Annotated in this window: 20 protein-coding genes; 14 read left to right on the top strand and 6 right to left on the bottom strand. The window is 59.5% G+C overall.

Going from position 1 to position 21,516, the window contains the following annotated elements; all coding sequences use genetic code 11:
- Positions 1-24: 24 nt before the first annotated feature.
- The 4 genes from F7R20_RS02130 to F7R20_RS02145 form a co-directional block, all read right to left on the bottom strand.
- Positions 25-786: an SDR family oxidoreductase gene (locus F7R20_RS02130; protein ID WP_003200548.1), complete on the bottom strand. Its 762-nt coding sequence runs from the start codon at positions 784-786 to the stop codon at positions 25-27.
- A 35-nt stretch (positions 787-821) separates the two neighbouring features.
- On the bottom strand, positions 822-1,649 hold the full coding sequence (locus F7R20_RS02135; RefSeq protein ID WP_003200546.1) for a DMT family transporter: 828 nt from the start codon (positions 1,647-1,649) through the stop codon (positions 822-824).
- Positions 1,650-1,717: 68 nt separating this feature from the next.
- The gene (gene gcvA / locus F7R20_RS02140) at positions 1,718-2,623 is read right to left on the bottom strand and encodes a transcriptional regulator GcvA (RefSeq protein WP_003200542.1); all 906 of its coding nucleotides are present in this window, start codon (positions 2,621-2,623) and stop codon (positions 1,718-1,720) included.
- A gap of 88 nt (positions 2,624-2,711) precedes the next feature.
- Positions 2,712-3,284: a TetR/AcrR family transcriptional regulator gene (locus tag F7R20_RS02145; RefSeq protein ID WP_028236570.1), complete on the bottom strand. Its 573-nt coding sequence runs from the start codon at positions 3,282-3,284 to the stop codon at positions 2,712-2,714.
- A gap of 121 nt (positions 3,285-3,405) precedes the next feature.
- On the opposite strand from F7R20_RS02145, the gene F7R20_RS02150 reads away from it, so the two are divergent.
- From F7R20_RS02150 to F7R20_RS02160, 3 genes are read left to right on the top strand one after another with little or no spacing between them, the layout of a single operon-like run.
- Positions 3,406-4,164 (top strand): SDR family oxidoreductase, encoded by a 759-nt coding sequence (locus F7R20_RS02150; RefSeq protein WP_003200537.1) that lies wholly within the window; start codon positions 3,406-3,408, stop codon positions 4,162-4,164.
- An 8-nt stretch (positions 4,165-4,172) separates the two neighbouring features.
- Positions 4,173-4,454, top strand: a complete 282-nt coding sequence (locus tag F7R20_RS02155) for a MarR family winged helix-turn-helix transcriptional regulator (RefSeq protein ID WP_223528550.1) — start codon at positions 4,173-4,175, stop codon at positions 4,452-4,454.
- Positions 4,455-4,483: 29 nt separating this feature from the next.
- Positions 4,484-5,224, top strand: a complete 741-nt coding sequence (locus tag F7R20_RS02160) for an NADPH-dependent F420 reductase (protein WP_311195853.1) — start codon at positions 4,484-4,486, stop codon at positions 5,222-5,224.
- Between the two features lie 258 nt (positions 5,225-5,482).
- Here the strand turns inward: F7R20_RS02160 and F7R20_RS02165 are convergent, their stop codons facing one another.
- Entirely contained in the window at positions 5,483-6,448 is a 966-nt protein-coding gene (locus tag F7R20_RS02165) for a LysR family transcriptional regulator (RefSeq protein ID WP_003200532.1), read from the bottom strand.
- Positions 6,449-6,744: 296 nt separating this feature from the next.
- On the opposite strand from F7R20_RS02165, the gene argH reads away from it, so the two are divergent.
- The 10 genes from argH (at position 6,745) to F7R20_RS02215 (ending at position 18,829) form a co-directional block, all read left to right on the top strand.
- Positions 6,745-8,172: an argininosuccinate lyase gene (gene argH / locus F7R20_RS02170; RefSeq protein ID WP_003200531.1), complete on the top strand. Its 1,428-nt coding sequence runs from the start codon at positions 6,745-6,747 to the stop codon at positions 8,170-8,172.
- 141 nt (positions 8,173-8,313) lie between these two features.
- Positions 8,314-9,192, top strand: coding sequence for an amino acid ABC transporter permease (locus tag F7R20_RS02175; RefSeq protein ID WP_003200529.1), 879 nt, complete (start codon positions 8,314-8,316; stop codon positions 9,190-9,192).
- 10 nt (positions 9,193-9,202) lie between these two features.
- Complete coding sequence (locus F7R20_RS02180) at positions 9,203-9,967, top strand: amino acid ABC transporter ATP-binding protein (protein ID WP_003200528.1); 765 nt, start codon at positions 9,203-9,205, stop codon at positions 9,965-9,967.
- Between the two features lie 39 nt (positions 9,968-10,006).
- Positions 10,007-10,831, top strand: a complete 825-nt coding sequence (locus tag F7R20_RS02185; protein WP_003200526.1) for an ABC transporter substrate-binding protein — start codon at positions 10,007-10,009, stop codon at positions 10,829-10,831.
- Positions 10,832-10,983: 152 nt separating this feature from the next.
- Positions 10,984-11,832, top strand: a complete 849-nt coding sequence (locus F7R20_RS02190) for a polysaccharide deacetylase family protein (RefSeq protein ID WP_003200524.1) — start codon at positions 10,984-10,986, stop codon at positions 11,830-11,832.
- Positions 11,825-12,712, top strand: coding sequence for a polysaccharide deacetylase family protein (locus F7R20_RS02195; RefSeq protein ID WP_003200521.1), 888 nt, complete (start codon positions 11,825-11,827; stop codon positions 12,710-12,712). Before F7R20_RS02190 ends, F7R20_RS02195 begins: the two co-directional genes overlap by 8 nt.
- Positions 12,709-14,100, top strand: a complete 1,392-nt coding sequence (locus F7R20_RS02200) for an MmgE/PrpD family protein (RefSeq protein WP_003200518.1) — start codon at positions 12,709-12,711, stop codon at positions 14,098-14,100. The genes F7R20_RS02195 and F7R20_RS02200 overlap by 4 nt, the downstream gene beginning before the upstream one ends.
- Positions 14,101-14,120: 20 nt before the next feature.
- A complete protein-coding gene (locus F7R20_RS02205; protein WP_003200516.1) occupies positions 14,121-15,299 on the top strand; it encodes an MFS transporter in 1,179 nt (392 codons plus the stop codon).
- A gap of 128 nt (positions 15,300-15,427) precedes the next feature.
- The gene (locus tag F7R20_RS02210; protein WP_003200514.1) at positions 15,428-15,868 is read left to right on the top strand and encodes a hypothetical protein; all 441 of its coding nucleotides are present in this window, start codon (positions 15,428-15,430) and stop codon (positions 15,866-15,868) included.
- Positions 15,869-15,898: 30 nt separating this feature from the next.
- Entirely contained in the window at positions 15,899-18,829 is a 2,931-nt protein-coding gene (locus tag F7R20_RS02215) for a DUF4132 domain-containing protein (protein WP_003200511.1), read from the top strand.
- Positions 18,830-18,849: 20 nt separating this feature from the next.
- On the opposite strand, the gene F7R20_RS02220 is transcribed toward F7R20_RS02215, so the two are convergent.
- Complete coding sequence (locus F7R20_RS02220; protein WP_028236576.1) at positions 18,850-19,764, bottom strand: LysR substrate-binding domain-containing protein; 915 nt, start codon at positions 19,762-19,764, stop codon at positions 18,850-18,852.
- 187 nt (positions 19,765-19,951) lie between these two features.
- Here F7R20_RS02220 and F7R20_RS02225 point away from each other — a divergent pair, with 187 nt between their 5' ends.
- The gene (locus F7R20_RS02225) at positions 19,952-21,472 is read left to right on the top strand and encodes an ABC transporter substrate-binding protein (RefSeq protein WP_003200507.1); all 1,521 of its coding nucleotides are present in this window, start codon (positions 19,952-19,954) and stop codon (positions 21,470-21,472) included.
- Positions 21,473-21,516: the final 44 nt, after the last annotated feature.

The following is a 21,516-nucleotide window of genomic DNA, read 5'->3' on the forward strand; positions in this document are numbered from 1 at the left end:
GGAAAAACGACCTTGCTAGCCGGTCTACTTCCCTCCGGTCACATCCAGGAAGGTGCCCGTCACAAACGAAGCCTCCGCGCCCGCCAACCAGAGAATGGCCCGCGCCACCTCCTCCGGTTGGCCACCACGCCCCATCGGGATCGTTTCCTTCACCCGGTCGACTCTGCCCGGCTCTCCGCCACTGGCATGCATCTGGGTGTAGATATGCCCGGGGCGAACGCAGTTGACCCGAATACCCTCCCGAGCCACTTCCTTGGCATAGCCCGTCGTGAACGTTTCGACCGCCCCCTTGGACGCCGCGTAGTCCACGTATTCATTCGGGCTACCGAGGCGGGCCGACGCCGAGGAGACGTTGATGACGGCACCGCCACGCCCGCCATAACGATAGGCCATGCGCCGGGTAGCCTGCTGCGCGCAGAGCATCGGGCCCAATGTGTTGACCGCAAATATTCGTTGCATGCGCTCGAAGCCAAGATCCTCCAAGCGAGACTGCTGTGCCAGTATCGAGGCATTGTTGACCAGCACATCTATTCGTCCGAAGCGCTGGTCAACGGTGGCGAACAGTTCAGCGATCTGTAGCGGGTCCGCGTTATCGGCACGTACCGCCAAGGCACGGGCACCCTTGGCCTCGACCTGTTCTGCCACCGCCAACGCCGACGCTTGATCGGCGATGTAGGTCAGCACGACGTCGTAACCTTGCTCAGCGGCCAGCATGGCAGTCGCCGCCCCGATCCCGCGCCCGCCTCCGGTGATCAGGATCACTGGCTTTTGCGAATCATCATTCATGGTCAATCCTCACGGCTAAATGAAAACAAGCAACGTCAACCGATAACCAGCGTACCGAGGGCAATGACTGCGCAGGCCAGCAGCTTGCGCAAGGTCAATGCTTCGCCAAGAAAGGCGTACCCGATCAAAGCGGCGAACATGACGCTGGTTTCTCGCAGGGCGGACACCGCCCCCATCGGTGCATGGGCCATGGCGTAGATCACGACCCCGTAGGCCAGCAATGAAACCAGCCCGCCAGCGGAGGCCACGGCGATACCTGGCCGCAAGGCAAAGAGGCTTCGGGCATCCCGCAGTCCGATATAAACCAGAGGCATCATCACGCCCCACAACAGGCACATCCAGGCGGTGTAGGCCACTGGCGTCCCGGAGAGGCGAACGCCTATGCCATCAACCACGCTGTAAGCGGCAATGAAACAACCGGTTCCCAATGCGTAGGGCAAGTCAGGCAACGCCCGCCGGCGCCCGGTATAGGCCAGCGAGATGATTCCAGTCGACACCAACGCAATGCCTAGCAGCCCACTCGGCGCCACACGCTCACCGGCGAACAGCGAAGCGGCCAGGACAATCAGGATTGGAGAGACACCGCGGGCGATGGGATAGGTCTGGCCCAGGTCTCCAGACTTGTAACTGCGCACCAGGAACAGGTTGTAACCCACGTGCAACACCGCGGACAGTCCGACGCAGAACCAGCTTGCACGGGCGGGCGGAGGCAGTAGCGTCGCCACGATGACGCTCGCCAGGGCTATCGCCATGCACATGATGGTCATCGACCACAAACGGTCGGCGCCTCCGCGCAGCATGGCATTCCAACTGGCGTGCAGCAGCGCGGCGAACAAGACGAGGCAGATGATGTGTAAAGGCATGCATCATCCTAGACCGCTCAAGTCAGGCTATAAAAGCAAAGTCTCTTCATCCAGGCATGAATAAAATCTCATGCATAAGCGTGTTGCACACCTACGGCCTGCGTGACCAGCCAACGACGAAAGCTGGCAATATGAGGTTGAGTCTCGATCCCTTTGGGGCAGACAAAGTAATACGCCAGAGGGGATGCGAACGGCAGTTCGAAAAGTCTTTCAAGACGGCCGTCATTGAGCTCGGCCTCAACATGCCCGCTGCGTGCCAGCGCGATACCTTGTCCCAACAGCGCCGCCTCGATGGTCATGTTGGTGTCTGCGTAACGAATGCTTTCCTTCAAAGTCGTGACCTCGACGCCCACCTGGGCAAACCACTGCTCCCATTTCGGCACCAGCGCTGCACCATCGCGCGTCAGCAGCGGATAGCGCAGCAATTCGGCGGCCGTTTGGGGCGTACCAAAGCGCGCAAGCAAAGCCGGGCTGGCGACAGGGAAAATCTGCTCGCGGAACAGAAACTCTGAAAACAGCGACGGGAAATGACCGCTGCCCAGGCGGATCGCAACGTCCGGGTCTGTCGTCGAGAAGTTAATGGCACTATCGGTACTGTCCAGCGTCAGCAGAATTTCCGGATGTGCTTGCGCCAGATCCGGCAGCCTGGGCAGTAACCACTTCAAGGCAAAGGAATAGGTCGTGCTGACGCTCAGCCGCTGCCTGCCGTTTTGCTCTCGCAAATCGGCCAGGGTGGCCTCGAGCTTCATGAAGAACTCCCGCACGATGGGTGCAAGCGCGGCTCCTGCCGAGGTCAGGTGCAGCGAGCTGCTGCGATGAAACAGCTGCAATCCCCAGAGCTGCTCCAAATGCTTGAGCTGGTGGCTCACTGCGCTCTGTGTGACATGCAACTCCTCTGCTGCCGCAGTGAACGTGGCGTGCCGGGTAGCGGCTTCAAAGGCCCGCAGGCTCGAAGAAGGAGGGAGGTTTCTCATGATGTTCCCTACTATGAGTAAGCACTCATGCTAGCGCCTTTGCATCGCTCGTTGTAGGCACGCTGTTCGCCGACCGCCAACTTGAATGCTACACGTCTCTCTTCTTCAGGCTTTCGGGGCTGCCAGCGCATAACCCATCCATCACCAGGTCCATCAATCTGGCAAGACGTGAGCGCCATTCGCTCTGGGAATCTACTTGCCATATTCCGGCAGTGGCTAGAAAAAAGTCGTCGTGGGTAACCCCGCTACGAATCGTTCCGGCCTTTTCATTAGCCCTCAAAAGCAACTCGGCCGCTGCCTGGACTGGCGCGTATCCCGACTTCCCTGGGAACTCGTAAGTAGAGGCTGCTTGCCGTATCGCGGCCGCAAGTCCCGACTTTGTCATTGCATATTCAACGAGGCAGTCCATCCACTCTCGGAGGGCCTCCTTAGGGGTTTTTGTGGCGAGCAGTTGTTCCGCCAACGAGGCCACTTGCTGCATCTCGAATTGGTAGACCTCGAATACCAGCTCCTCTCTGTTGGCGAAATGGCGATAGAACGTGCCCTGCCCCACGCCGGCTTTCTTCGCAATCGCGCTCAGCGGGACCGCAGGATCGAGTGTCAGCTCTGCCACAGCGACCTTCAGAATTCGTTCTCGGTTTTTCTTGGCGTCAGAACGCATCGCCAATTCGTCATTCCTGGGCAAAGTTTTTTCCTTCGCTGCATTGCAAAGCGGACAGTTGTCCGGTAGTTTTTTTGTAAGTGGACACCTGTCCGCTTGAATACCCTTACCGGAGTTTACTATGAACAGCACAGGCAACACGATTCTGGTTACTGGCAGCACTTCAGGCATAGGCCTTGGCCTGGCGCTCAGGCTTCACAAGGCGGGAAACAACGTCATCATCGCGGGACGTCGCAAGGCGCTGCTCGACAAGATCATGTCGGAACATCCAGGTATTGAATCGGTATTGCTGGACGTCTGCGATCCACAATCCATACAGCGCACCAGCGAAGCGCTGGCGATCAGTCACCCGAATCTGAACGTGCTCATCAACAACGCTGGCATCATGCACTGGGAGGATCTGACTGACCCGCAAAACCTGAGCACCGCCGAAGACATCGTGACCACGAACTTGCTCGGCACGATTCGCATGGTCTATGCCTTCACGCCCCAACTGATCAAGCAGCCAAGCGCAACGATCATCAATGTCAGCTCGGCTCTGGCATTCGTCCCGCTGCCTGCGACACCGACCTACAGCGCAACCAAAGCGGCCGTTCATTCGTTCACTCAAAGTCTTCGCGTGCAGTTGGAGGACTCGTCAGTCGAGGTTATCGAGCTTGCGCCACCGGGTGTGCGCACCACGTTGCTTGGGCAGGAAAATGACGAACATGCCATGCCTTTGGACGAGTTCTTGAATGAAATCTTCGAGCTACTCGAGAACACCCCGACCCCACGCGAGCTTGTCGTCGAACGCGCCAAGCCATTGCGGTTTGCTGAAGCGAACGGTGCGCATGATGAGGTATTGAACATGCTGGCGGGATACAAAGCACCGGCAGAATGAGGTTAACCGTGTCGGTAGCACCTGGAGATCTCGGTACAAAGCTCGGCATGGACACCGGCACCATCACGCCGCTTTTGAAGAGGATGGAGCAGCTTGGCGTTGCGACTCGAATGCGTGACCGAGCCGATGAGCGTCGCGTGCTCATCGCGCTCACTCGCGCAGGCGAAGCACTTCGGCATGAGCTTTGGGGAGTGACTGAAAAGATTGAATCCGCTTGTCAGCTGACGCCTGAAGAATTGCTGGCGCTTCGCGACACGCTTAATTCATTCGCACACCCAGCCAAGCGGTAACTGAATAGTTGTTGATAGGTGAGGAGTTTATTGAAATGAAAATCGGAATTATCGGCGCAGGCAACATTGGGGCTACCCTTGCCCGTAAGCTCGCTGCCTGCGGCCATGAAGTTAAACTGGCAAACTCGAAGGGCCCCCAGAGCATTCAGAACCTCGCCAACGAAATCGGTGTACAGGCGGTGACCAAGGAAGAGGCTGTGTCCGAGGTTGACGTTGTTATCCTCTCGATCCCCTTCGCTAAATACCCTGATCTCAAGCAGACGTTGAGTAATGCTCCCGAGAAAGTCGTCGTCATCGATACATCCAATTACTATCCAGGACGTGACGGGGGGATCAAAGAGGTTGACGACGGCAAACCCGAGAGTGTCTGGGTAAGCGAGCAAATTGGCCGCCCGGTCGTTAAGGCATGGAACGCCGTTCTCGCAGCGACGCTTGCCGACAAAGGCCAACCCGCCGGGTCTTTAGCGCGCATCGCCTTGCCTGTAGCCGGGAATGACATCAAGGCTGAGGCAATCGCGCAGGATCTTGTCGAGGATACCGGCTTCACCGCGCTTGCCGCTGGCAGCCTTGAGAGCTCGTGGCATCAGCAACCAGGCACGCCTGCGTACTGCACGGAACTCACATTGCCAGAGCTTAAATCGGCCTTATGTGCGGCTGATAAAATGAGAGCGCCTCAAAACCGGGACACACTTCTGGCCAAGTTCATGGCTCCCGGCAGTCAGTTCACACATGAGCAAATTGTCGCCATGAATCGTGCAATGACAGTCTGACGATCGGATCAGGGGGGACCTCGCCTAAAGTCCCGCCTAAATAAAAAGAGGGTCTAAGCGTTGTGACGATCCGAGGCGAAAGCAGGCTCAGCCATAGGCGCGTTTTGACTGACAGCAACCGGCTGTGGACTCAATCAGTCGACACGACAGATAGGCCCAATAGTACAGCGTTAGTATTGCTGTAAATGCTGGAGCTTTAAGCCTGGTCTATCGCTCTGTTCGCCATCAGTGTCCGTTAATGCTTAACGCGAAAAACAATCAAACCGGGGCTTTTAAGTCCACGCCCAATGCCTGGGCAAATGCCTTGACCAGGGGACTGCGCACAATGTTATGGCGCAGTATCAGACTGAACGGCGTGACGATGTTGAACAGGTCCGGGCGCACCGCGCGAAACTCTCCCCGCGCCACCATCGACGCGGCGTAATGCTGGGGCAGGAACCCCAGGAAACGCCCCGTCTTGATCAGCAGTGCAACGGCCTCCACCTGGGTTGCCGAGGCGGAAAAGCTGTCGTAGTGGGCAAATTTCAGTTTGTCGCGATGAATCGCGTAGCGATGGTTGATGCACCCGTAATCCTTGAGCACATTTTCCCCCATGTCCGCGTCCGCCATGGAGAACAGCGGGTGGCCGAGCGCGCAATAAACCTCCGAGCGTTCTTCGTATAACGCGTAGTAATCAAACTCTTCGCGCTTCTGATAAATCGGCACAATTCCCGCCACCAATCGCCCCTCGACGACACCTCTTTCAACCTCATCAAGTTGCGTGGCCTGAAGTTGAAACCTGACCTTGGGCGACTGTTCATTTATACGCTTAAGCGCGGCAACTAACGGTGAATTATCGTCGGAGATCGTATTGTCGATAACCCCCACACCAAGATCACCGACAAGTTCATTTTGTGCAGAACTAAGACGGTCGCGAAAGTTGTCGACCGAGGCAAATAAATCTATTGACGCCTGATACACCAGACGCCCTTCTTCTGTCAGGTGAAAGCCCTCTCGACCCCGCGTGCAAAGGCGCATGCCAATACGAATCTCCAGGTCGGAAATCTGTTTGCTGATGGCTGCCAACCCCACATTCAGCTCATTCTGCGCAGCACTGAAGCCTCCTGCCTCGACCACGGCCTTGAACACTTTGAGCAGTTTGAAGTCCAGCCCACTGAGGGCTAACGGTGCCCGTTGCTGAGGTTTCGGCGGCGGGTTTCCGGAATTGGAAAGTGGGGTTTCCATAATGCTTATTTACCTCTGGCGCCCTATTCAACAATCTGTGTCCAACAACAAAAAAAATAGCTGACCTAATAATAATGAACACAGAAAAGCAGGCTTGGCAACCGCCAATAAATCCCCGGTATCAGTGCCAAACCACTGATCTCGAAACATTAAAAGCTGACACTTCGATCAGCTCTCGCTCCGTTGCAACTGCCCCCTTGAAAACTGCTCTGGCCTGATTTCGCTCGCCTATTTTTCAGCGACGTTTCGGCCCGGATTACCCATTTCAGTTCGCGTTACCGACGAGGAAAACAACAATGTCCCAACCCACCGACCGTCTCTGGGGTGCTCGCTTCAAAAGCGGCCCTTCCGAAGCCTTGGCGGCCCTGTCCCGTTGCCCTGAACGCTACTTCCGACTGACCCCGTACGACCTGGCCGGCTCCAAGGCCCATGCCCGGGAATTGCAGCGCGCCGGGCTGCTGAGCGAGCAGGAAACCCTGACCATGCTCGACGCCCTGGAACGCATCGGCGCAGATTTTCGCGCTGGCAGCATCGCCCCGACCCTGGATGACGAAGACGTCCACACCTTCATCGAGCGCCTGCTGACCGAGCGCCTCGGCGCCCTGGGTGGCAAGCTGCGTGCCGGTCGTTCGCGCAACGACCAGACCGCCAACGACCTGCGGCTGTTCCTGCGTGACCACGTGCGCACCCTGGCCGTTGAAGTGCTGGGCTTGCAGCAAGCGCTGGTGGACCAGGCCGAGCAACACATCGAGAGCATCTGCCCCGGCTTTACCCACCTGCAACAGGCACAACCGATCGTGTTTGCTCATCACCTGCTGGCCCACGCCCAGTCGATGCTGCGCGACGTGCAGCGCCTGGTGGACTGGGACGTGCGTACGTCGCTGTCGCCACTGGGTGCGGCGGCCATGGCTGGCTCGGCTATCGCGCGTCTGCCTCAGCAATCGGCAAAGGAAATGGGCTACAGCGGTGTTTGCGAAAACTCCATCGACGCCGTGGCCAGCCGCGATCACGTCGCCGAGTTCCTGTTCATCGCCAGCATGCTCGGCATCAATATCTCGCGCCTGGCCGAAGAGTTTTGCCTGTGGTCGTCGCGGCAGTTCCGCTGGGTCGCGCTGGATGACGCCTACGCCACCGGCAGTTCGATCATGCCGCAGAAAAAGAATCCGGACATCGCCGAACTGGCACGGGGCAAGGCGGGACGCCTGATCGGCAACCTGACCGGCCTACTGTCCACCCTAAAATCCTTGCCACTGTCCTACAACCGCGACTTGAGCGAAGACAAGAACGGCGTGCTCGACAGCGTCGACACCCTGCTGCTGGTGCTGCCGGCCATGGCCGGAATGGTTGCGACCATGAAGGTCAACGTCGAAGAACTGCGTCGCCAGGCACCGCTGGGCTTCACCCTCGCCACCGAAGTCGCCGATTGGCTGGCGGTGCGCGGCGTGCCGTTCAAGGAAGCTCACGAGATCACCGGTGCGTTGGTCCAGGCTTGCGAGAAACACGACATCGAGTTGTGGGAAGCCTCCCCCGCGCTGCTGGCGGAAATCGACCCGCGCCTCACACCGCAAGTACGCGAAAGCCTGACCCTCGAAGCCGCCATCGCTGCCCGCAGCGGCTGGGGCGGGACCGCGCCACAACAGGTGCGCGAACAGATCGGCCGGCTGAAAACCGCCCTCGCCGCCCAGCAGCAATGGACCGAGGACTATCAGGGCTTCCGCCTCTGAAGCTGCACACAAAACCTGTGGGAGCGAGCTTGCTCGCGATTACGGTTTCACATTCAACATCAACGTGGACTGACCCACCGCTATCGCGAGCAAGCTCGCTCCCACAGCGATAGCGCCGAAACCGAGTATGGAGAACCAAACATGAGCCAGACACAGGCAGAACGACTCCAGGCGGAGCGCAAGCTGGCGGAAAACCAGTTCGACATCACCCAGTACGATCATGTGCCCCGGCGCTACTACGGGCGGATTTTCTTCGCCACGGTGATCGTCATCGCACTCATCGGCCTGGTGCGCGCCTTCGCCGAAGGCAAGATCGAATGGTCGTACATCGGCCAGTTCCTGACCTCCCAGGCGATCATGTGGGGCTTGCTCAATACCATCGTCATGGCGGTGCTGGCGATGGCGCTTGGGATCGTGTTCGGCGTGATCACCGCGATCATGCGCATGTCGGCCAACCCGATCCTGCGCTATGTGGCGCTGACCTACACCTGGCTGTTTCGCGGTACGCCGCTGATCCTGCAACTGCTGTTGTGGTTCAACCTGGCGCTGATCTTTCCCACTATCGGTATCCCGGGCCTTTTCGAAATGGACACCGTGAGCCTGATGAGCCCATTCGTGGCGGCCCTGCTTGGCTTGAGCATCAACCAGGGTGCCTACACCGCCGAAGTGGTGCGTGCCGGCCTGCTCTCGGTGGACACCGGGCAGTATGAAGCCGCCAAGTCGATCGGCATGCCGCGCCTGCAAGCGCTGCGTCGGATCATCCTGCCCCAGGCCATGCGCATCATCATTCCACCGGTGGGCAACGAGTTCATCGGCATGGTGAAAATGACCTCGCTGGCGAGCGTCATCCAGTACTCGGAACTGCTCTACAACGCCCAGAACATCTACTACGCCAACGCCCGCGTGATGGAGCTGCTGATCGTCGCCGGTATCTGGTACCTGGCCACCGTCACTGTCCTGTCCTTTGGTCAAAGCCGCCTGGAGCGTCGTTTCGCCCGCGGTGCCGGCAAGCGTTCTTGAGGAGCCCCACATGAGAAGCATCGTCAAGGCCGTGAGCCTGAATAAATATTACGACCAGTTCCACGCACTCAAGGACATCGACATCGAAGTCGAGCAAGGCGAAGTGCTGTGCATCATCGGCCCGTCCGGCTCGGGCAAGAGCACCTTGCTGCGCTGCGTCAACCAGCTGGAAAAAATCGACAAAGGCGGCCTGTGGGTCGACGGCGAACTGGTGGGTTACCGGATCGTCGGCAACAAGCTGCACGAACTCAACGAAACGCAGATCGCCCGCCAACGCCTGTCCACCGGCATGGTGTTCCAGCGTTTCAACCTGTTCCCGCACATGACCGTGCTGCAGAACATCATCGAAGGGCCGTGCCAAGTACTCAAGCGTTCACCCAAAGAGGCGAATGAAGAAGCCCTGGAGCTGCTCGCCCGCGTCGGCCTGGCCGACAAGCGCAACAGCTACCCGATCGAGCTTTCGGGTGGCCAGCAGCAACGCGTCGCCATTGCTCGCGCATTGGCCATGCGTCCCAAGCTGATGCTGTTCGATGAACCCACTTCGGCACTCGACCCGGAACTGGTCGGTGAGGTGCTGTCGGTGATGCGCGATCTGGCGCAGACCGGCATGACCATGATCGTCGTCACCCATGAACTGGGCTTCGCTCGCGAGGTTTCCAACCGCATGGTGTTCATGGACGGCGGGCAGATCGTGGAGGCTGGAAGCCCCGAAGAAATACTAATAAGTCCGCAAAACCCTCGCACCCAAAGCTTCATTTCTGCCGTTCGAACCTAAGCGTCCGTTGGCGCTCACAACACTCAAAAGAGAACGACCATGAAGAACTTCGTTATTCCAGCATTGCTCGCAGGCGTTATGGCATCCGGCTTCACCTTTGCCGCCGAGTTGCCGGCCAGCATCAAGGCCAAGGGCGAGATCGTCGTAGCGATCATGCCGAACTACCCGCCGATGGATTTCAAGGACCCGGCCACCAACACCCTCACCGGTCTGGACTATGACCTGGGCAATGCCCTGGCCGAACGCCTGGGCGTGAAGATCAAGTGGCAGGAAACCGGCTTCGAACAAATGATCAACGCCCTGACCACCGACCGCGTGGACATGGTGCTGTCGGGCATGACCGACACCGCCGAACGTCAGGCCAGCGTGACCTTCATCGACTACTTCACCAGCGGTCCGCAGTTCTACACCCTGCAGAAAAACAAGGACACCAACGAGATCGTCGACCTGTGCGGCAAGAAGGTCGGCACCAGTCGCCGCACCACCTTCCCGACGGAAATCGCCGAGTGGAGCAAGGCCAACTGTGAAGCCGCCGGCAAGCCTGCGATCAATGTGATCGGCACCGAAGGCTCGGCCGACGCCCGTGCGCAACTGCGCCAGAGCCGCATCGACGCGGCCATGCAGGGCAGCGAAACCCTGCCCTACCTCAAGACCCAGGAAAAGGACATGTACAAGACCGTCGGCCTGCCGATCTCCAAGCAGTTCAGCGGGATGGGTGTGAGCAAGAAAAAACCCGAACTCAGCGAAGCGGTGAAAGTTGCGCTGCAGAGCATGATCGATGACGGCAGCTACCAGGCGATCCTGAAGAAGTGGGACTTGGAACTGGGTGCGATCAAGACCGTGACCATCAACGCCGGGAAGTAACCGCGCAGGCAACCTGAATCCAATGTGGGAGCGAGCTTGCTCGCGCATGCAGTGTGTCATTCAACGTCACTGCTGCCTGACTTGACGCCTTCGCGAGCAAGCCCGCTCCCACAAGGGTCTGGTGTTTACAGATAAACAATGGAGCACTACAGATGTCCTCCTCGCCCCAACCCACCTGGCCTGACAAATACAAGGCCTGCCTGGCCCTGGCCTTCGACCTCGATGGCCCGACCGGTGACGCCATGCTCAACGGCTCGATCTGGCGCAAGCCCGAGTATTTCGGTTTCGGTGGCTATGGCCCTTACCGGGCGCTACCACGCCTGCTCGATCTGCTCGACGAGTTCCGTATCCCGACGACATTCTTCGTGCCGGCCTGGATCGTAGAGAACTGGCCGAGACAGTGCCAGGCGATTGTCGAGCGCGGGCATGAGGTGGCTTATCACGGCTACAAACACGAATCTTTTTACGCCCTGACGCTGGATCAGCAAAAAGAGGTGATGAACACCTCCCGCGAGGTGTTCTGGAAACACCTGAACATTCGCGCCGAAGGTTTTCGTACGCCGTCCGGCGACTGGCGTGCCGAAACCCCGGCAATGCTGGTGGAGGCCGGTGTTACCTACTCCAGCAGCATGCGCGGTGATGATCGACCGTACCTGGTGAACGTACCGGGGTTCGATACGCCGCTGGTGGAAATCCCTGGCCGCTGGGAAATGGACGACTACGCCTCCCTCGCCTACACCCGCGCGCCGAACTTCCCATCCGGGCTGGACCGCACGGCCAGCTACGCGCTGACCTTGGATAACTGGTGCCGCGAATACGACGGCGCGATGGACGAAGGGTTATGCCTGACCACCCTGTTCCACCCCAAGATTACCGGTAAGCCGGGGCGCATCCTGCTGCTGGAAAAACTCTTCGAACACATGCGCCAGCGCGACGACGTGTGGTTCGCCACCTGCCGCGACGTCGCCCAGTGGTGGCTGAAGGAGCATCACCATGGCTGATTCCACTCTCTGGCCCAAAGGCTATCGCTGCGCCGTGGTACTGACCGTCGATTACAACGACATCCACGGCATCCTGACCCAAGCCCCGGAAGTCGCCGGACGTGACAAGACCTTGTCGGTATGGCGCTACGGCACCCAACGCGGCGTGGAGCGGTTGCTCGGCCTGTTCAAGGAACTCGGGGTCTCCAGCAGTTGGTTTGTCCCCGGTATCGTTGCGCAGGAAAACCCCGAACACATTCAGGCGATCCAGGCCGACGGCCATGAAATCGCCTGCGCTGGCTATCGTCATCAGGACTACGACACGCTGGACCTGGCCGCCCAAAGCGATGACATCGCCAAGGGCTGTGAGGCCCTGGCCGGGCTGACCGGCCAGCGTCCGCTCGGCTTTAGAATCCCGGCGGGCAATGGTGCGCCGGGGTTCATCGAGACCTTGAAAGCCCAGGGCATTCATTGGTCCTCGTCATGGCGCGGCGATGACTTGCCATTCGCTCACCCGACTGCCCCCAGCGTCATTGAACTGCCTCTGCATTATGAACTGGAAGACGAGCCTTACTTCGCCTTCAACTTGAGCCCGGCGGTGCCGCCGGGGCAATCGCGGATCGCGTCCTACAGCCATACCTTGGGCAACCTGCGAATGGACTTCGCCGGGTTTCATCGCTTTGGCCTGTGCTACGTGCTTCGCCTGCACCCGGAAATCATCGCCACGCCGGGACGGATAGGCGTGTTGCGCGAGTTGATCGAGGGCATTCAGCAGCACGATGACGTGTGGATCGCCACGGGTGCCGAGGTCGCGCGGTGGTGGGCAGAAACCGCAACGCCGGTCGCCGAGGATCATCCGGCGTCAGTTTACGAGCGACATTATCGGGATTACGTTTTATGAGCGAACGTCTACAACGTCTGGCGCAATTCTGTGTGGACCTGCGGTTTGAAGATTTGCCGCCTGCCTTGGTGGCGCAAGCCAAGCGGCACATTCTCGATACGTTCGGCGCCACGCTGGCCGGAGCCGATAGCGGTGTCGCAGAACAGGCGCGCAAGGTGTTTGTCGGTGAAACGGGTGAGGTGTCGGTTTGGGGCACTGATCTGCAGGTTGGCGCGGCTCAGGCAGCAATGCTTAACGGTGTTGCCGCCCATGCCCTGGAGCTGGACGACACCGGTGGCTGCGATCATTCCGGTGCCGTTGTGCTGCCAGCAGTGATGGCGGCAGTTTCGCAGCTTGCACGGCCAGTGAGTGGTCGTGAGCTCATCAGCGCCGTAGTGATCGGCTATGAAGTGGGTCGTCGGGTGCTCGAAGCATGCGGTGGCTATTCAGCCCACAACGGCGCCGGTTGGCATTCCACCGCGACCTGTGGAGTGTTCGGTGCGGCAGCAGCCAGCACGCGGATCCTGGGCCTGGATGCGCGGCAAACCCTCGCGGCGCTAGGCATTGCCGGTAGCTTCAGCGGTGGCCTGTGGGCCTTCATCCACGACGGCTCGCAAAGCAAGAAGCTGCACAGCGGACGTGCCGCAGAAGGTGGGCTACTGGCGGCGCGGTTTGCCCAACAAGGCATCAGCGGGCCGACGCAGTTGTTCGATGAGGTCTGGGGTGGTTTTCTGAAAACCCTCGCCCCGAAGACCTCCATGCCCGAAGCGCTGGATGCGGACCTCGGTGTGGTCTGGAAGCTCGCCCGCTGCTCGATCAAACCCTATGCCTCCTGCCGCGGGACCCATTCGGCCATCGACGCCCTGGGGCTGCTGCTGGATCAATTGAATGCACAGGTCGACCAGGTTGAAGACGTGCTGGTGCGGCTGAGCGGGTTTCTTCACAACATGTGTGGCGGCCGGGACGTCAGCACCCTTGCAGCGGCGCAAATGAGCCTGTCATATGCCTTGGCCGCACGACTGGTGCAAGGGCATTGTCGATTGCAGGCGTATGACGATTCACAACGTAACGATCCGCGCATGACCCAATGGCTGTCGCGCATTCACCTTGAAGTCGACCCGCGTCTGTCCGAGGATGGCGAGCCCATGGTGACGCTGCGGACCGTGGATGGCCGGCAGGCGAGCTTGTGCGTAGAAGTGCCATTGGGCGCACCAGGCAATCCGCTGACCGATGTGGCTCTGGAACAGAAGTTTTTCAGCCTGGCGATGCGGGTGATGCCGCGGGAACAGGCTGAAGGATTGCTGGGGCAACTGTGGCGCATTGAAGAACTGCAATCGGTACGCACACTGGATCGGTGGCTTGTCCGCGATAGCCGCGACGCGGTATTGCGGCGAACGCCAAACATCTGAATAAGGACATTTGCACCACCGTGGCCACTTACTCGCTCGTTATCCGACGCTTGATGATCGTTTCACTGACCATCGTCGTCAGCCGCGCCATTACCAGTCCATTGCTCACGCTATTTTTGAGCAACAAGTTGGGCCTCAACCAACAAGATGTCGGCTTGCTGCTCGGTATCGCAGTGTTCATCGCCACCCTGTTGGCGCTGTATGGCGGATATGTCATCGATCGCCTGGAAAAGCGCCGCCTGCTGATCCTGGCGATGCTCTCCAGTGCCATCGGTTTCATCCTGCTGACCTTTGCCGAAAACCTCTACCTGACCACCATGACCGTGGTGATCACCGAGACCGCGTCAGCGCTGTTCCTTATCGGTTCGAAAGCGATCCTCAGCGAAAACCTGCCCATGGGCCAGCGCGCCAAGGCATTTTCCCTGCGCTACACCCTGACCAACATCGGCTATGCCACCGGCCCCATGCTCGGCGTGGTGATTGCCGGTGTCTACCCGATAGCGCCGTTCCTGATCGCCGCTGGCATCGCGTTTTTCAGCATCTTCCTGATGACCGGCATCCCCAGGGATGCCGCGCCGCCAGCGGTCATTGGTCAACCACCCAGTTTTCTCAAGACGCTCAAGACCCTGAAAAACGACCGTACCCTGATCATGTTCACGTGCGGCTGCCTGCTCAGCACCGTGGTGCACGGACGCTTCACCCTCTACTTGTCGCAATACCTGCTGGTGACCCACGAATCCAAACGCGCGCTGGACATCATGGCCGCCCTGCTCGCCTGCAACGCCATCACCGTAATTGTGCTGCAATACCAGATCGGCCGGTTCCTCGATCGCGAGAAGTTGCGCTACTGGATTGCCGCGGGCACCAGCCTGTTCATGCTTGGCCTGATCGGCTTCAGCCTGGCGGACGACATGGTGAGCTGGTGCGTGGCGATGTTCATTTTCACCCTCGGTGAAATGATCATTTACCCGGCCGAATTCCTTTTCGTCGATACCCTGGCCCCGGAAAAACTGCGCGGCAGCTACTACGGTGCTCAAAACCTGGCAGCGCTCGGCGGCGCCCTGAGCCCGGTGATCTGCGGATACCTGCTGATGCACACCCCGGCACCGACGATGTTCTATGCGTTGAGCGCGCTGACCGCGATGGGAGGCCTGCTGTGCTTCATGAGTGGTCGCCGGATGGCTATTGTGAAAAAGTAATGTCGTAAACCAGCACCTGTCAGGCTTCTATTACGACGCCTGAGCGCGCGGCGCGATGAAATTTATTGCAGAGCCGGATATGCTAAGGCGCCATCCCCCCGGCTGGCCTGGCTTGCAAGGAATGCGTCATGGAGTTCGTGGTTCATAGCTATTGCCTGAAAGGCGCACGCCAGGAGCCTTTGCTGCCCCCTGTCACCCTGACACCGAGCTCGTTGACCTTGACGGTCGCCGAGCTCATTCACCTGACCGTTGCCGAGCAGATCGCCGCGCTGTCGGTCCAGCACTGGCTGGAACACGTATCGCTGCGTGAAGTGCTCGACCGCCAATACCTGAGCGAGCGGGACGTTCTTCAGCAAGCCAGTGAAGGTGCGGTGGTCATGCCCCAAGCCAGCGCACCTCCAGACCTGGATGTCGGCGTTGAGGTCGAGCGAGCCCTGAAGGGTTTTGAGGCCCGTGCGTTCCGCGTCCTGCACAACGGCGTCATGCTGCAAAGTCTCGATGAGACAATCGAATTGAGCCCCCCTTCCACCCTCGCGTTTATCCGCCTGGTGCCGCTGATTGGCGGTTGATTCTCGTCACTCTCTTCCTCGGATACCCTCATGCAATCACGCCGTCCTGTGCCCGAACAAGCCACACGCCTCGCTGCGCTGCGAGCATTCTGTGATAGAGCGCTGGATGACTATCCCGAGCTCAGCCCATATGACCAATTCGAGCCCGATTTCTGGGACGGCATCGACTGCCTGCGCATAGCCGATGACTGGGTCAGGCAGCATCCCCAGGAGGGGCCCAAAGCACTGGCTGATGGTTTTGTGTTCCCGACCGTTTGGGACGATCTGGAGGACCGCCGCGATCAACAGCGCTATGGCCTGCAGTATCGACTCTGCGATGCGTGGATCACGGCTCACCCGGATGCCTATTCACTGGAGCAGATCTGCGCGCGGCTGCAGCACATGCTGCAATTTGCCTTCGAGGACAGTGACTATCCATTGCCCACTGACGAAGATGGCCCGGCCTATTACCGAAGAAGCCCGGACCAGGCCTGGGCCTTGCCTGACGTCCCTACGTGCATCAGTCGCCTGAGCAATTACCCGCCCACCCCGGCCTGGCAGACCTTCGCCCAATGGTTGCTGGACGGCAGCTGGAACCGCGAGCAGCCCCCTTCAGCGCCCGGTGACGAACAAAGGAAAATCGCCGACGCGTATATCTACGTGCACAAGGAAATCCAGCGCATCGCGCTGGGCCTGCTGGAAGCGGGCCGCCTCGACTACCCTCGCTTCGTCCGGGCAGCCAATACCTGGGGCCGCGCCATGATGTTCTACGCCGACGACGCCGGGCTGGACAGCGATGATGTGGACCTGGATCGGTACGCCGAGGAAGCGTTCGACGAGGACGATTCAAACGACGAGGCCGCGGAAGACGAAGGCCTTGATGATGAGTCGTCCCAGAGCGATGAGCCCCCCACTGAAGAAGCTGCTGCGGCGCCCCCTGAACTGGCGAACTTCACCGTTCGTTATGTCGAGGACGCCCTGGCTGGATTGCCCGCTAACGCCGAGAAGCTGGCTGACACCTTCCGTTCGGTCGAGGTGTATCAGACCCGCTGGTTGCTGCAGGCCCTGGCGGTCGTCGAACGACTGGGCATGACGCCGGATAACTTTCTCGACGGATTTGGCTACACGGCCGCGGTGCTCGAACGCTTCCTGTCGCTTCAGGCGTTGCCCAAGCACCCGTCGGCAGAGCTGCTCCCGGCGCTGACCGGTTTGTCCAGAAACAGCCTGCTGACTGCCCTGCCCTACGCCGGACAAGCCAGCCGTGTGGTGCTCGACGCGCTCGGTTGGAGTGATCTGCAAGCCTTCCAGCGTGAATACCTGAACATTGCCCTGGCACCTCAGTCCGGCTGGGGCACCGACCTGCCCAATACGCTGGATGAAACCGTGGGTGTGGTGGACCGCTACCTGCTGGACAAGGCACTGGCCGAAGCCGACCCCGACCACCTGCGCGAATACCTCGCGGCACTTGAACCCTCGCACTGGGCATTTCCCGAGACGCGTGTGCTGCTCGACGCCTACCAGGGCATCGGTCGACCGGCACTGGAAAAGAAGTTGGCCCGCCACGCACAGCCGGCCATGCGTATCTATGGCCTGCTGCCCGTCAAGGATGCGGACGACGTACGCCAACGCTATCTGACCCTCAAGAAACTGCACAAAGAGGTGCGCAAATACGGCGCTCAACGCCAGGCCAACTCCCACGCGGCGGTGCAGGCAGGCCTGGAAAACCTGGCGCGTGTCGCCGGTTACCCCTCGGCGATTCGCCTGGAATGGGCCATGGAATCGCAGATCGCCGAATCCGCGCTGACGGCCGCCACCATCGATGGCTATGACGTCACGCTCGTCATCGACGGCTTGTCGCCCACCTTGCACATCTGCAAAGCCGGAAAAACACTCAAGACCGCGCCGCCTGCGGTGCGCAAAAACCCAGACTTCATCGCCCTCAAAACGCAGCAGACCCAGCTCAAGGAACAGATCGCCCGCTTCTGCCGCACCCTGGAAACGATGATGAGCAGCGGCGAAACCCTGGCTCTGGACGACCTGAAGCCGCTGTTGAAAATGCCCGCGGTTCGCCTGCTGCTCGAACAGCTGATTGTGCAAGCCGACGACGCTACGCTGGGCTGGCTCGATGCCGCAACGCTGACGGTGACTGACCTGGAAGGCCGCCAGCACGTCGCTGAAAAGACTCTGCGTATCGCTCACCCTTTTCATCTGTTCACGGCCGGACAACTGTCGGCCTGGCAGAAAGAAGTGGTGACCCAGCGCCGCGTGCAGCCGTTCAAACAGGCCTTTCGCGAGCTGTACCTGTTAACACCTGCTGAGCGAGACACCGGCCTGTGGTCCAACCGATTTGCCGGCCACCGCCTCAAAGGCAAAGTCGCCGCCCGGTTGCTGCAGGTCCGCAACTGGTCGACCTCAAGCGTCGAGGACATCTACTACGAGAGCAAAGAGCACGGCATATACGCCATGTTCAACTTTCTGGATACCGGCCATTATCTCTCGGAAACAGAACACTTTACCTTCGACACGATTGCGTTCCACCGCGACCAAAAAGCCCTACCCCTTGAGCAAGTACCACCGCTGCTGTTCTCGGAAATCATGCGCGACGCCGACCTGCTGGTCTCCGTGGCCCACACCGCAGACGACTACAGCACCAGCCAAGAAACCCTGCAACGCCGCGCCGAACTGGTCGGTGAGTTGGTTCGAGGGCTAGGGCTGCGAAACGTTAAATGTGAAGGGCATTTTCTGCACATTACCGGCCAGCGTGCGAACTACCGCATTCATCTGGGCAGCGCGGCCATCCATATCGAACCTGGCAACTACCTGTGCATCGTGCCCGCAGGCAGCAGCTCCACGGAGTTCTACCTGCCGTTCGCCGACACCGACAGGAAAATGGCCGAGGTGTTGAGCAAGATGTTTCTGCTGCTGGACGACATGAACATCACCGACAACCTGATACTGGAGCAGATACAGCGCGGCGGCTGATGTTCAAAAATTCACCCGACTCAGCGCTTCGCTTTCGCCAGATCCGCAATCAGAAAATCCCTGAAGGCACAAACCGCTGCCGGTAGATTGCGGCCGGCCATGCTTTGCAGTTCGATGCGGCGTGCCTGCATGCCTTCGTCAAGGATCGGCACGCATTGCAGGACCCCGTCCGCCACCTGCTTTTGCAAGGTCATTTCGCTGGCCAGGCTGATAACGCCTTCTTCGCGAACGAAGCTATAGAGCGCGGCAACGTAGTTGGTGGTCAACACCGGGTCGAACAACAACCCCTGTACACCGCAACAGATGTCGAACAGTTGCCGTATCGTGGTGTCGGCCTTGGGTAACGCAATGGGCCAGGGTTGTAACTCGGCGAGGCTGACCGCTTCACGTCCGGCCAAGGGATGGGAATTGGCGACCACGGCAAAAATCGCCCCGCTCAGGACATGTTCGACCTTGATTTCCTTCTGCGGCGTCAGGCTGAAAGTCATCGCCAGATCGGCTTCGCCGGAACGCACCTTCTCGGTCGCTTCGGCAGGCGCACAGACCTCCAAGGTGAAATGAATGCCCTGATACTCACGCCTGAACGCGCTGATGCTCCTGGGCATGTATTCCAGTGCAAAGCCTTCCGAGCAGGCAACATGCACATGGCCCCGCTGCAAGCCATGCAGTTCGGTAATCTCCAGCACCACCTGCTCAGCCTCAAGCTGCGACTTGCGCGCATAGGCCGCCAGTCGCGCCCCCGCCTCGCTGAGCACCATCCCTCGGGCACGACGCTCAAACAGGCTGGCATCCAGGGCCAACTCGAGCTTGGCAATCTGTCGGCTCACTGCTGACGCGGCGACATTCAAGCGCACGGAAGCATCGCTGATCGATCCGCATCGCGCGACTTCCAGAAAATAACGCAGTGCCGTGGACTGCACACCATACAGTTGCATCGGCGCCCCCATGGATTGCCTTTTCGGCAACGCAAGTATCGAAATATTATTCTTGTGGCATTGATAGCCTTTCCCTACATTCGTGTCCAGACCAAAAAAAACTACGCCTGAGCTTCTCCTCCTCGTTTACCGCATTTGCGATTCGCTGCCCTTTGATTCAACCACTCTCGCCAACGGAGACGACGGCATGGGCATCAAAGGTTTCGCCTGCAGTATTGCGCTGATGGGCCTCATCAGCAGTTTTCCGGCGCATGCCGGTAAAGCCAACGACACCCTGGTTTACGCTTCCGACAGCGAGCCTGAAAACATCAGCCCCTATCACAACGATCTACGCGAAGGTGTGATTCTCGGCCGGCTGATCTGGGACAACCTGATCTACCGCGATCCCAAGAGCGGCGAATACAAACCCATGTTGGCCACCCGCTGGACACAGGTCGACGACACCACCATCGACTTTGAGCTGCGCAAAGGCGTCAAATTTCACAACGGCGACGCCTTCACCGCCGACGACGTGGTGTTCACCCTCAACTACGTGGTGTCGCCCGAAGCGAAAGTCGTTACCGTGCAAAACGTCGACTGGATCAAGAGCGCCGAAAAAACCGGTGACTACAGCGTCCGCCTGCATTTGAAAAAACCTTTCCCTCCGGCACTGGAATACCTGTCCAACGCCGTTCCCATGTTTCCCAAGCAGTACTTCGAGAAGGTCGGCCTGGCTGAATTCAGCCGCAAGCCAGTGGGTACCGGGCCGTATAAAGCCGTGTCGGTGGTGGCTGGCGAAGGCGTGACCATGGAGATCAACAAGGACTACTTTCCGGACAGCCCACAAGGCAAGCCGCATATCGGCCACCTGAAGTTCCGGGTGATTCCGGATGCAGAAACCCGTCTGGCCGAGTTGATGACCGATGGTGTCGACTGGACGTGGCGTGTGACCCCGGATCAGGCAGTCGACCTTAAAGGTATGCAGAACCTGACCGTGACCAGCGGCGAAACCATGCGCATCGGCTTCCTGATTCTCGATGCTCGAGGCACCTCCACGGAAAACTCGCCGATGAAGCAGCTCAAGGTGCGTCAGGCCATCAACCATGCGATCAACCGCAACGCGCTGGCCACGCAACTGGTGGGGGGCGAAGCCAAGCCCTTGCAGGTGGCCTGTTATCCAGGCCAGTTCGGCTGCGATACCACCGCGGCCACGGTCTACAACTACGACCCGGCCAAGGCCAAGGCGTTGCTCGCCGAAGCCGGTTACCCCAATGGCTTCGAGACAGAAATCTTCGCTTATCGCGACCGGGATTACGTCGAAGCCATCATCGGCAACCTGCGGGCCGTGGGCATCAACGCCAAGCTGCGCTACTTGAAGTACGCCGCCCTGCGCGATCAGCAACGTGGCGGCAAGGTACCCATGTCGTTTCAGGCCTGGGGCTCGTTCTCGATCCTCGACACCTCGGCGTCGGCCGGCACCTGGTTCAAGGGCAATCCGGACGACAACATCAAGGATCCGCAAGTCCAGAGCTGGTTGCAGACCGCTGACAACGCCCTCGACCCGCAATTGCGCAAGGACAACTACCGCAAGGCGTTGCAGCGCATCAGCGAACAGGCGTACTGGGCGCCGCTGTTCAACTACTCGATGAACTACGCCTACACCTCCGAGCTGGCGTTCACGTCGTACCCGGATGAGCTGCCGCGTTTCGTTCAGTCCAGTTGGAAGTAATCCGCAACCGAGCGGATTGATCGAGAGGTGCCGTGGCTTGCGGA

The organism is Pseudomonas brassicacearum subsp. brassicacearum (assembly GCF_008801605.1).
GTDB classification, from domain to species: Bacteria; Pseudomonadota; Gammaproteobacteria; order Pseudomonadales; family Pseudomonadaceae; genus Aquipseudomonas; species Aquipseudomonas brassicacearum.

Coding starts and splice junctions, on each gene's coding strand:
- F7R20_RS02130 (WP_003200548.1), bottom strand. CDS start 786: ATGAATGATGATTCGCAAAAGCCAGTGATCCTGATCACCGGAGGCGGG.
- F7R20_RS02135 (WP_003200546.1), bottom strand. CDS start 1,649: ATGCCTTTACACATCATCTGCCTCGTCTTGTTCGCCGCGCTGCTGCAC.
- gcvA (WP_003200542.1), bottom strand. CDS start 2,623: ATGAGAAACCTCCCTCCTTCTTCGAGCCTGCGGGCCTTTGAAGCCGCT.
- F7R20_RS02145 (WP_028236570.1), bottom strand. CDS start 3,284: ATGCGTTCTGACGCCAAGAAAAACCGAGAACGAATTCTGAAGGTCGCT.
- F7R20_RS02150 (WP_003200537.1), top strand. CDS start 3,406: ATGAACAGCACAGGCAACACGATTCTGGTTACTGGCAGCACTTCAGGC.
- F7R20_RS02165 (WP_003200532.1), bottom strand. CDS start 6,448: ATGGAAACCCCACTTTCCAATTCCGGAAACCCGCCGCCGAAACCTCAG.
- argH (WP_003200531.1), top strand. CDS start 6,745: ATGTCCCAACCCACCGACCGTCTCTGGGGTGCTCGCTTCAAAAGCGGC.
- F7R20_RS02175 (WP_003200529.1), top strand. CDS start 8,314: ATGAGCCAGACACAGGCAGAACGACTCCAGGCGGAGCGCAAGCTGGCG.
- F7R20_RS02180 (WP_003200528.1), top strand. CDS start 9,203: ATGAGAAGCATCGTCAAGGCCGTGAGCCTGAATAAATATTACGACCAG.
- F7R20_RS02185 (WP_003200526.1), top strand. CDS start 10,007: ATGAAGAACTTCGTTATTCCAGCATTGCTCGCAGGCGTTATGGCATCC.
- F7R20_RS02190 (WP_003200524.1), top strand. CDS start 10,984: ATGTCCTCCTCGCCCCAACCCACCTGGCCTGACAAATACAAGGCCTGC.
- F7R20_RS02195 (WP_003200521.1), top strand. CDS start 11,825: ATGGCTGATTCCACTCTCTGGCCCAAAGGCTATCGCTGCGCCGTGGTA.
- F7R20_RS02200 (WP_003200518.1), top strand. CDS start 12,709: ATGAGCGAACGTCTACAACGTCTGGCGCAATTCTGTGTGGACCTGCGG.
- F7R20_RS02210 (WP_003200514.1), top strand. CDS start 15,428: ATGGAGTTCGTGGTTCATAGCTATTGCCTGAAAGGCGCACGCCAGGAG.
- F7R20_RS02215 (WP_003200511.1), top strand. CDS start 15,899: ATGCAATCACGCCGTCCTGTGCCCGAACAAGCCACACGCCTCGCTGCG.
- F7R20_RS02220 (WP_028236576.1), bottom strand. CDS start 19,764: ATGCAACTGTATGGTGTGCAGTCCACGGCACTGCGTTATTTTCTGGAA.
- F7R20_RS02225 (WP_003200507.1), top strand. CDS start 19,952: ATGGGCATCAAAGGTTTCGCCTGCAGTATTGCGCTGATGGGCCTCATC.